The sequence below is a fragment of the Nocardia asiatica NBRC 100129 genome, from assembly GCF_000308415.1.
GTDB classification, from domain to species: domain Bacteria; phylum Actinomycetota; class Actinomycetes; order Mycobacteriales; family Mycobacteriaceae; genus Nocardia; species Nocardia asiatica.
The window spans coordinates 1-7,652 of record NZ_BAFS01000153.1; the positions used below are offsets into that span (position 1 = coordinate 1).

Sequence of the window (7,652 nt, forward strand, 5' to 3'; positions counted from 1 at the left end):
CAATCGGAGCGTGCCGCTCCCGGGGTGACCAGGCCGTGCTGGTGGGCGTAGACGACGGCGTGGATGCGGTCGCGGACGCCGAGTTTGGCGAGGATGCGGGAGACGTGGGTCTTCACCGTCTCCTCGCCGACGCACAGCTGCGCGGCGATCTCGGCATTGCTGCGCGCGTCGGCCAGCAGGAGCAGCACTTCCAGTTCGCGGGCGGTGAGCTGGCCGACTTCCGGCGGGGTGCGCGGCGGCGCGAGCGTGCTCGCGAAGCGGGCGACCAGGCGGCGCGTCATCGACGGGTCGATCAGCGCGTCGCCGCGAGCCGCGATCCGGATGGCCGCGACCAGTTCTTCGGGCGGCAGGCTTTTCAGCAGGAATCCACTCGCACCCGCCTGCAAGGCGCGATATAGGTTCGCCTCGCTGTCGTAGGTGGTGAGCACCAGGACGTGTGTTCCGCCCGCGGCGACGATCGCGGCGGTGGCGGCCAACCCGTCCAGCTTCGGCATCCGGACGTCGAGGATCGCCACGTCCGGTCGCAGCCGGGCGGTCTCGGCGACGGCGTCGCGGCCGTCGCCCACCTCGGCGACGCAGTCCAGGTCGGCCTGGCTGTCGACGACGGCGCGCAGACCCGAGCGGAACATGCCGTGGTCGTCGGCGATCAGGACGCGGATGGGCGAGTTCACGATCCTCCGATCGGCACGGACACGGTGGTGTGCCAGTGCGTGGCCGAGCGGCCGTAGTCCAGTTCGCCACCGAACAGCTCGGCGCGGCGGCGTATTCCGTTGAGCCCGCGCGGAACCGAGGTGCCGGCGATCGCCGGTTCGCGGGCGAGGGGATTGGTCGCGCGCAGCAATACGCGTTTCGGCAGGTACTCCACTTCCAGACGCGCGTGTGTGCCGTCCCCGTGCCGCAGCGCGTTGGTCAGCATCTCCTGCACGATGCGGTACAGGGTGATGTTCAGCGAGTCCGGCAGTTCGACCGCGCCGCCCCGCACGGTCACCTCCACCGCCAGCCCGGCCGCGCGGACGTGCTCGATCAGCCCGTCGATGTCGGCGAGTCCCGGTTGGCGCCGGCCGTCGTCCTCGTGTCCGTGCAGCAGATCGAGCTGGCGGCGCAGATCGACCATGGCGGCTCGGCTACTGGACTCCACGGCCGACAGGGACCGGGCGGCCGCCGCGTTCGCGGTGCCGCCCAGGGCCAGCCGCGCCGCGCCGGCGTGGATGCCGATCGCGCTGACGTGATGCGAGATCACGTCGTGCAAGTCCCGCGCGATGGCGGCGCGTTCCTCGGTGACGGCGCGCTCCAACGCCGCACGGTGCTCCTGCTTGCGCAATCGGGCACGCTGTTCGAGGTCGGCGATGTAAGCACCGCGTGCCGCGGTATAGCGGCCGACCAGCCACGGCACGCAACCGGCGGACACCGTGGCGGCCAGCAGCATCCGCCAGTCGCGCGCCGCGGCGCTGCCGGTGAACAGGTGAGCTCCGGCGACTCCGGCGCACAGCGACACCATGGTGAGCACGGAAGTGGGACCGGCCAGCCACGCTCCCGCGCGATACCCGGCTACCAGGAACCCCACGTCGGCGAAACGTATCGGCAAGCCGTGCCGGTGCAGCAGCAGCGCGGCCAGCAGTCGCACGAGCACTTGCAGCACCGCGACCGCGGCCGCGGTCCGGGGCGGTAAGGCCAGGGCGAGATCGGCGGCGACGATCGCCGCGAGCACCGCGATCGTATGCCGCGGAGCTACGGCGAAAACACCGCTCAGCGCGAGCACCACCGCGTCGATCACCGCGGCGACCACCGCGACCAGTATCGACTGGCGGGCCAGCGACCTGCTCACATCCAACAGATGGTCACCGCCTCCGTCCGTGTCCGGTGCCGCGTCCACCGCAGATCCTAGCCATCCCGCGCGCCCGCGCTGGACGACAACTCTGCACGGGCGGGCCACACCGCGCGTCCCCCGCGCGGGGGACGCGCGATCCCTCCTCGGCGCGATGTCCGCGGGCCCGCGCGTCCGTAGCGTCGGAGGTCGACGGTGTACGGAAGGAGAACTGATGGGCCGTGTGGAGTTGCTGAGCTATGCCATCCCGGCGTTCGCGGTGCTCATGCTGGTGGAGTGGATCGCTTACCGGCGCGACCCGGACCGGCCGCAGACCAGCGGGTCGGTCCGCGACACCGCTTCCAACGTGGTGACGTTCACGCTGGGCAGGCTGACGAAGCCGCTGTTGCAGTACGTGGTGCCGTTCTCGGCGGTGGTCGGCGCCGCGGCGATCACGCCGCTGCACCTGTCGCCCAGATCGTGGTGGGTCTGGCTGCTCGGGCTGGTCGTGACGGACCTGTGCTACTACTGGGCGCATCGCGCCGACCATCGAGTTCGCTTGATGTGGACCGCGCACAGCGTGCACCACTCCAGCCAGTACTTCAATCTGTCCACCGCGATCCGGCTGTCCTGGCTGCATCCGGTCGCGAGCGTGCTGCGCGGGCTGGCGTGGGTGCCCGCGGCGCTGCTCGGGTTCCCGGCGTGGATGATCTTCCTGCTGCAAGGCATCGGCCTGCTCTACCAGTTCCCGATCCACACCCAGCGGGTGAAGACGCTGCCACGGCCGATCGAGTTCCTGTTCAACACACCGTCGCACCACCGTGTCCACCACGGCTCGAACCAGCCCTACATCGACAAGAACTACGGCGGCATCCTGATCATCTGGGATCGTATTTTCGGCAGCTTCGCCGCCGAGACGGAACCGGTGCGCTACGGCCTCACCAAGAACATCGGCACCGACAACCCGCTGAAGGTGAACTATCACGAATTGGCCGCGCTCATCCGCGACGTGCGCGGCGCGAGTACGTGGCGCGGGCGGTTCGGTTACGTCTTCGGCCCGCCGGGCTGGACGGAACGTGCCGAGCCGGTGGCACGACCAGTCGAGGGGCCGTCGCCGGAACGAGTCGAAGGGCCGTCGCCCGAACGAGTCGAGCGTCCGGTTTCCGGCGAGGTCACCGAACGGGTCGGGCAGCTCACCTACTGACCTGCGGCGGCGTCCGTTCGACGCCGCGCGACGACCCGCCGGAAGCCAGCCGGGCGTCCCGACGCGCCCGGCTATCGGTGCGCCGGGGCCGCTGCCGACGTGGTCGGCGCGGGGCCCTGTCCGAGGCGGTGCGTCTGTTTGGGCAGGTTCAGTGGTGATCCACGGCGCAGTGAGACGGCCGATCAGCCGATTGATCAGCCGACGGTATCCACAGGCGTCAAACCGAATCGAGATAGAACCGCAGCGTCGCGATGCCGTCGCCGCCGGGCGCGAACTCCACGACCGCGACCCCCGGCACTCCGCCGACCCGCACACTCGCCGTGACGGTGCGGCCTGCGGCGATCACCTTGTGCCAGCGCATGCTGCGCACTCGGTTCGTGAACTCCTCCACCGATACCGGCGTCCCCGCGGGTAGTTCGATGTCGGCCCGGTGACCCAACAGCTCGCGCGCACGGCTCAGGTCGGTGCCGGCCGCGGCCGCGAAAAGCCTTGTCGTGGTGCGCTTCCCGCGGCGCCCCACGCCGCCGAGCGCCTGCAACATGCCGAGTGCCCCGCCGACGCCTTGGTTGACGATCAGTTGCGGTCCGAGTTTCAGCGCGGCGGCGAGTCCGGGCAGCCCCGTGCGCAGTAGCTGCCAGATCATGCCCGCCAGCTCCCAGTGCGCGGCCAGGTGGGCGATCTTCCACGTCCCGTCCTGCTCGACCAGCCGGTAGCGCAGATGCATCGGGACCAGAACGGTGGCGCCGGTCGACATCGTGGTCGCGATGGTCAGATCGCGCACCACCGTCGGCGGATGCACCAGGTCGCGCTCGACCCGGAACGTGATGGTGTTCGGCCCGATGAAAGTGTCGTAGAAGCGTTCGATGGCCGTGCGGCCGACATGCGGGCGGGAGCCCACCGGGTCGTTGACCTCGGCGTCGGCGGTGAACAGGCCGACCCACGCCGCCCTGTCGTGTGCGGCGACCGCGCGCGGTGACGCCTCGACGGCCGTCAGCAGCGCTGCGGCCGAAGGATCCAGCGGCATGGCAGTACCTCCGTTGACGCGAGCCGGGATTCACACATGGTAGAACAAGTTCTAGTTGCGGCGGCGCGGCGTAGTGCCGCTCCGATCACCCGGGCATCGATGCTGGGTGCGGCGCGGATGCACGGGCCTATGAGGGGGTCTCCGAGGATATATCGAGCCAACGGATTGCATCGGACTCGCTAAATCGCCTCGATTATTCGGATCGAGTGTCAATAAACGATGCAGGAACGGTGCATCAAGTCGCTTCCGGGCTACAGTCGGATCATGGGCATTGAGTACGCGAGCGTCATCGATCTTCCTCGGTCCGAGGTGTTCGCCTGGCACGCCCGTCCCGGCGCGCTGACCCGCCTGGCGCCGCCTTGGCAGCCGGTATCGCCGCGGGCGGAATCCGACTCGCTCTCCGACGGGCAGGCGGTGCTCGGCCTGCCCGGCGGCCTGCGCTGGGTGGCCCGGCACGATCCACGCGAGTACGACCCGCCGCGCCGTTTCGTCGACGCGGTCACCGTGGACGGAGTCGGCTCGTTGCCCGCCGGACTGCTGCCTTGGCGGCACACCCACGATTTCGAGGTCGTGGACGAGAACCGCACCCTGGTGGTGGACCGGGTGGACGCGCCGGTGCCCGCCACGGTGCTGCGTCCCATGTTCGCCTACCGGCACCGGCAGCTCGCCGACGATCTGGCGGCCCACGCGCGGGCGGCGCGGGCGGGTTTCGCGGGCAGGACGGTCGCCGTGACGGGAGCGTCCGGCCTGGTCGGTTCGGCGCTGGTCGCGTTTCTCACCACCGGAGGGCACCGCGTGGTGCGGCTGGTCCGGCACCCGCCGCGGGCAACGGACGAGCGACGATGGGACACCGGCGATCCCGCGCCGGATCTGCTCGACGGCGTGGACGCGGTGGTGCATCTGGCCGGAGCCTCCATCGCGGGTCGGTTCACAGCGAAACACAAGCGTGCGATCGCGGGCAGCCGGATCGGGCCGACCCGCGAACTCGCCGAGGCGGCGGCGCGCGCGGGGGTGCCGGTCTTCGCCAGCGCCTCCGCGATCGGCTACTACGGCTCCGATCGCGGCGACGAGACGCTGACCGAGCAGTCGCCGCGCGGTGACGGCTTCCTCGCCGACGTGGTCGACGAGTGGGAGGCGGCCACGGCTCCCGCCGTCGAATCGGGCGTGCGTGTGGTGTATGTGCGCACCGGGATCGTGCAGTCCCCGCGCGGCGGCACGCTGCGACTGCTGCGCCCGCTGTTCACCGCCGGGCTGGGCGGACGCATCGGCGACGGCCGTCAGTGGCTGTCCTGGATCGGAATCGATGACCTGATCGATGTCTACTATCGGGCACTCTGGGACAGCGGGCTGTCCGGCGCGATCAATGCCGTTGCGCCGCAAGCGGTTCGAAACGCCGAGTACACCGATATCCTCGCCGGTGTGCTGCACCGGCCCGCGCTGTTCCCGGTACCCGGATTCGCTCCCGCGCTGCTCCTGGGCCGGGAAGGCAACCGCGAGTTGGCGTCCGCCTGCCAGCGGGTCGTTCCCGCGCGGCTGGTGGAGGCCGGACACCGGTTCCGCACGCCGGCACTGGAACCGGCGCTGCGGCATCTGCTCGGCCGGTCCGCGGGCTGACAGACGTCCGTCCCCGTCACGCCGCCGCCGATCGCCGACGCAGCGGATGTCTCTCGTTCCGCATGGCGTGTGCTCGATGATTGCGAACGGCGTGCTGCGGTCGCTGATCGTGCGATTGCGGCGACAGAGACGCATCAATCACGCATCGTTAGTGTTGTATCGTCAGCACGTCGCGGGTCGGTGTACAGGCGACGAGGAAGCGGGCAGCGTCGAACGTGGCCGCGCGGGTGGGTGATTCAGGCGAGCCGGTCGGCGGCGTCGACCAGGCTGTCGACGCGCTCCACCCCGTCGGGGAGGAAGACCGCCTCCCATCCCGGACCGCCGACCAGCACCCGCGCGCCCGCGCCGAGGCAGGCGCGCACTGCGGAGGTCAACGCGGTGGACTCTTGTTGCGACCACAGCAGAACGGCGGCGGGGCGATCGAAGCGGGCGAGGGTGTCGGCGAGCGCGGCGGCGGGGACGTCGGCGCCGAGCATCCGCGCTCCCGTGCCACGTTCGGCGAGGGCCGCGCGCAGCACTTCCAGCGGCAGCGAATGCGTCTCGCCGCTGGTGCAGGCGAGTACCACCGGCGTCGGGCCGTCGGCCTGCGGCGGCGGGTACGTCCGGTGCAGCACCGAGATGACGCACCACGACAGCAGGTGCTCGACATCGACGCATCCTTCGCCGCCGAGCTGCCGATCGACGATGTCGGCGAAAGCGGGACGACACAGCAGGTTCCACGTGTCCACCACGCCGAACGCACGGACGTGCGCGTCGAGCTGGCTGGACACCGAGCCGGTGTCCAGCGCGAAGGCCGCGGCCAGCAGTGCTTCGCGCCGGCCGAGCGTGGGCGCGGGCCCGCGCACCGTCGCCGCCGCCCCGGCCGGGCTCGCGCCCGCCCGGATCAGGGCGAGCATCCGCTCGAGCATGGCGATGTCGGCCTCGGTGTACAGGCGGTGCTTGCCTGGACGGTGTTGCGGCGGCCCGATCTGGTAGCGACGGTTCCAGCTGCGCAGCGTCGCGGTCGGGATGCCGAGGCGTTCGGCGACCGCGCGCACCGTGTATCCGGCCGCGTCGGACACGGGGACGGAACCGGCGGGCATCGCCCTATTCTGCCCGCCGCCCTCGGCGGGTCCTGCCCCGCCCGGGTGCTCGCGCGACGCGGTCGGTCCGCGCGGGCGCGGACCGGCGGCGTCCTCGCCTGCCAAGTCGACGCTCCTTTCTGAAACCCCTTTGCATCAATTATGCATCGTTATATGCTACGGTGGTCAGCGTCGCCGATTTCCGAGGAGTTAGCGTGAACCGCTGCAAACCGCTGCGTACGTCTACTCGCCTGCTCGCCGGGGCGGTTTCGGCACTGGCCGCGTCGGTGCTCGCTGCGGGCGTCGCCGGCGCGGCGCCCGGCTCGGTCGCCGGACCCGCACCGGTGCCACGCCTCGATCTGGACAGGTACCTGGGCACGTGGCGACAGCTCGCCGCCGTGCCGCAGTACTTCAACTTGGCCTGCGCGCGCGACACGCAGGCGAACTATTCGCTCGACCCACAGGGCGACATCGCGGTGCGCAACACCTGCACCACGTGGGCGAACACGCGCAACGAGATCAACGGCACCGCGCGGGTCACCGACCCGGAGACCAGGGCGCAGCTGCACGTCAGCTTCCCAGGCGTGCCCACCCAGGACCAGCTGGACGGGCCCACGAACTACATCGTCACCGCGCTCGGCCCGGACTATTCGTGGGCGCTGGTCACCGACCCGAGCCGGATATCCGGATTCGTCCTGGCCCGTGCCGCGGCGCTGGACGCGGACACCTGGCAGCAGGTGCGCGCGGCGATCACCACGGTCGGCCAGAACCCGTGCGTATACCTGACCTCGCCGACGACGGGCGGTGACTCGCGCATCGTCCCGCTCTGTGTGAGCTGATCGGCATGCTCGGCGCTCGTGAGGGTCGCGTCGTCGGCGGTAGGGCTGAGCCGCCCGATGCCGCCCCGGCGCGGCCCTCATGGGCGCCGAGCACGGTCGCGGCGCT

At 70.8% G+C, this 7,652-nt stretch carries 7 protein-coding genes; 3 read left to right on the forward strand and 4 right to left on the reverse strand.

Translation table 11 applies throughout. The features are described 5' to 3' along the window. The coding region (locus ON27_RS14495; protein ID WP_157227189.1) for a response regulator at positions 1-671 on the reverse strand (671 nt) is incomplete at its 3' end. Next, positions 668-1,873, reverse strand: coding sequence for a sensor histidine kinase (locus ON27_RS14500; protein WP_245559949.1), 1,206 nt, complete (start codon positions 1,871-1,873; stop codon positions 668-670). The genes ON27_RS14500 and ON27_RS14495, both read right to left, overlap by 4 nt. 166 nt (positions 1,874-2,039) lie before the next feature. Here ON27_RS14500 and ON27_RS14505 point away from each other — a divergent pair, with 166 nt between their 5' ends. Beyond that, complete coding sequence (locus ON27_RS14505; protein WP_083887576.1) at positions 2,040-3,008, forward strand: sterol desaturase family protein; 969 nt, start codon at positions 2,040-2,042, stop codon at positions 3,006-3,008. Positions 3,009-3,225: 217 nt separating this feature from the next. Here ON27_RS14505 and ON27_RS14510 read toward each other — a convergent pair whose 3' ends face one another. Further along, positions 3,226-4,032 (reverse strand): nuclear transport factor 2 family protein, encoded by an 807-nt coding sequence (locus ON27_RS14510; protein ID WP_043726194.1) that lies wholly within the window; start codon positions 4,030-4,032, stop codon positions 3,226-3,228. Positions 4,033-4,296: 264 nt separating this feature from the next. On the opposite strand from ON27_RS14510, the gene ON27_RS14515 reads away from it, so the two are divergent. Next, positions 4,297-5,646 (forward strand): TIGR01777 family oxidoreductase, encoded by a 1,350-nt coding sequence (locus ON27_RS14515; RefSeq protein ID WP_043726209.1) that lies wholly within the window; start codon positions 4,297-4,299, stop codon positions 5,644-5,646. A 236-nt stretch (positions 5,647-5,882) separates the two neighbouring features. Here the strand turns inward: ON27_RS14515 and ON27_RS14520 are convergent, their stop codons facing one another. Then, entirely contained in the window at positions 5,883-6,728 is an 846-nt protein-coding gene (locus ON27_RS14520) for a MerR family transcriptional regulator (protein ID WP_043726197.1), read from the reverse strand. A gap of 194 nt (positions 6,729-6,922) precedes the next feature. Here ON27_RS14520 and ON27_RS14525 point away from each other — a divergent pair, with 194 nt between their 5' ends. Further along, positions 6,923-7,546: a lipocalin family protein gene (locus tag ON27_RS14525; RefSeq protein ID WP_245559950.1), complete on the forward strand. Its 624-nt coding sequence runs from the start codon at positions 6,923-6,925 to the stop codon at positions 7,544-7,546. The last annotated feature ends 106 nt before the right edge of the window (positions 7,547-7,652 follow it).

What these genes read in the sequence shown, in the direction of transcription:
- ON27_RS14505 (WP_083887576.1), top strand. Translation starts at nt 2,040, where the DNA reads ATGGGCCGTGTGGAGTTGCTGAGCTATGCCATCCCGGCGTTCGCGGTG.
- ON27_RS14510 (WP_043726194.1), bottom strand. Translation starts at nt 4,032, where the DNA reads ATGCCGCTGGATCCTTCGGCCGCAGCGCTGCTGACGGCCGTCGAGGCG.
- ON27_RS14520 (WP_043726197.1), bottom strand. Translation starts at nt 6,728, where the DNA reads ATGCCCGCCGGTTCCGTCCCCGTGTCCGACGCGGCCGGATACACGGTG.
- ON27_RS14515 (WP_043726209.1), top strand. Translation starts at nt 4,297, where the DNA reads ATGGGCATTGAGTACGCGAGCGTCATCGATCTTCCTCGGTCCGAGGTG.